At 53.7% G+C, this 1,581-nt stretch carries 1 protein-coding gene; it reads right to left on the bottom strand.

The window, feature by feature from the left end:
• Positions 1 to 74: 74 nt before the first annotated feature.
• The gene (locus GGR61_RS20905) at positions 75 to 641 is read right to left on the bottom strand and encodes an ATP-binding protein (RefSeq protein ID WP_184623849.1); all 567 of its coding nucleotides are present in this window, start codon (positions 639 to 641) and stop codon (positions 75 to 77) included.
• Between the last annotated feature and the right edge of the window lie 940 nt (positions 642 to 1,581).

Below are 1,581 nucleotides of genomic sequence, written 5' to 3'. Positions count from 1 at the left end.
GCTCGTCAGTAAAACGTTTCTTCACGTCCAATCTCCTTCGGGGTAGGGAATTGGACTCCAAACTGGCGTGCTACTCAAAATCGGGGGGACGTCGGGTAGGCAGCAAACTGCTTAGTGATTTCCAGTGTTGCCTTGTCGCTTGTCAGAGATGGGAAGTTGGAGTCAAGGTTCTCGATGACTACCTCGGTACCGAGGGTCGTAGTCTCAGCGTCCGTTGGTTGCGAGGCACTGAAGCCTGTCAGTTGGCTTGCACGGCCAGTAATCGTGTAGGACTTAAATGCCTTTCCATCGAGGTAAGTGGTCCGCCACTCGACACTCTCACCCAGAGCAAAGGCACGGAAACGCCCCTTGCCGTTTTTGCCATGGAGCGTCCGACCCTTGTAGCGGTGAGACTTGGCCTTCCAGGAGTCGCCCAACCCCCCAAACAACGCATCGACCTTGCCCCGGTCTATGCCGTCGCCGTCGTCCGATACGCGAATGGCGTGGAGTCCATTGAGTTCGTCCGGTTCCAGAATGACCTTGACGTGCTGGCCGCCTGCGTCAAATCCGTTCCAGATTAGCTCCGATACTGCCGTGATCGGGCTGACGTTGGACGCCAGTGACTTCAAGAAGTCTGGCTTGGCCTCAATCTTGATATCCATGGATTGTGTTCGGCCATACCGTAGAAGTCTTCCCTTATTGTGATTCGCCGTTCTGGCCAAGACAAGCCGGTTGAAGTCGTCGGAGAGGTGACCATGGATCTGGAAAAGTGAGGACACCAGGAGAAGGCGCTTCCGGGCCATGCCGGCAAATGCTATTCCTGCGCCGGTGGGATCTCATCAGGTACGACGCGGTACAGCTCAACGAGAACCTTATCCATGGCGGACACCTACACGTCTGTCGGCAGGAATTTGTAGTGTTCGCCGGGCCTACCGCTGCGTCCGGTTATACCCTGGCTTGTTAATCGGATCCGATCGCCCTAATATCGATCTGTATCAAGGGGGAAGGCCTGGCACACGGTGCCCGTTGAATAAGTTGCATAACCGGGTCCTGAGGCCGTCAATTAGGTAGTCAGCCCGTAAGGACACTCGCAAGATGGACTCACACACAAGAACATATGAAATCATTCAGTTGCTTAGCTCACTCAAAGAGAATCTCAGCGCCCTACCAGACGCAGACAATCCGAAAGCGGTAATTAACGGATTGGCTGAAGCAGCAAGAAAGTTTAGTCCGAAGTGGACCGTTCCACTACTTGGTCACCCGGATGGAATGAACAAGGTCTTCTCTGGCGGGACGGTCAGAGTGATGCTTCTAGCCCATGAGATATTTGTCAATTCAAATGGAGCCTACAGAATTATTGACCTTCACCCGCCACATGGAATATTCCATAAACGGCCGTCTAGCACAGGTGCTTCTTTCGTTGACCCTACGGCTGAGAGCAATGGCGCTGCGTCCTAAATATTCACTCAAGCCGAGTCCGCATCGCGGGTCAGCTTAATTCAGGCGTTAGGGAAGGTCTGAACAATGAGGCCTGAGAGTGCGGGATGTCGCATCGTTCCGGAGAGTCGCGTTTGGATCTTCGGATTTTTCGCAATTTCTGGA

The organism is Xanthomonas sp. 3058 (genome assembly GCF_014199765.1).
Taxonomy (GTDB): domain Bacteria; phylum Pseudomonadota; class Gammaproteobacteria; order Xanthomonadales; family Xanthomonadaceae; genus Xanthomonas; species Xanthomonas campestris_B.
Note: the sequence above shows the minus strand (reverse complement) of the source record. Positions and strands in the feature narration are given on the sequence as shown.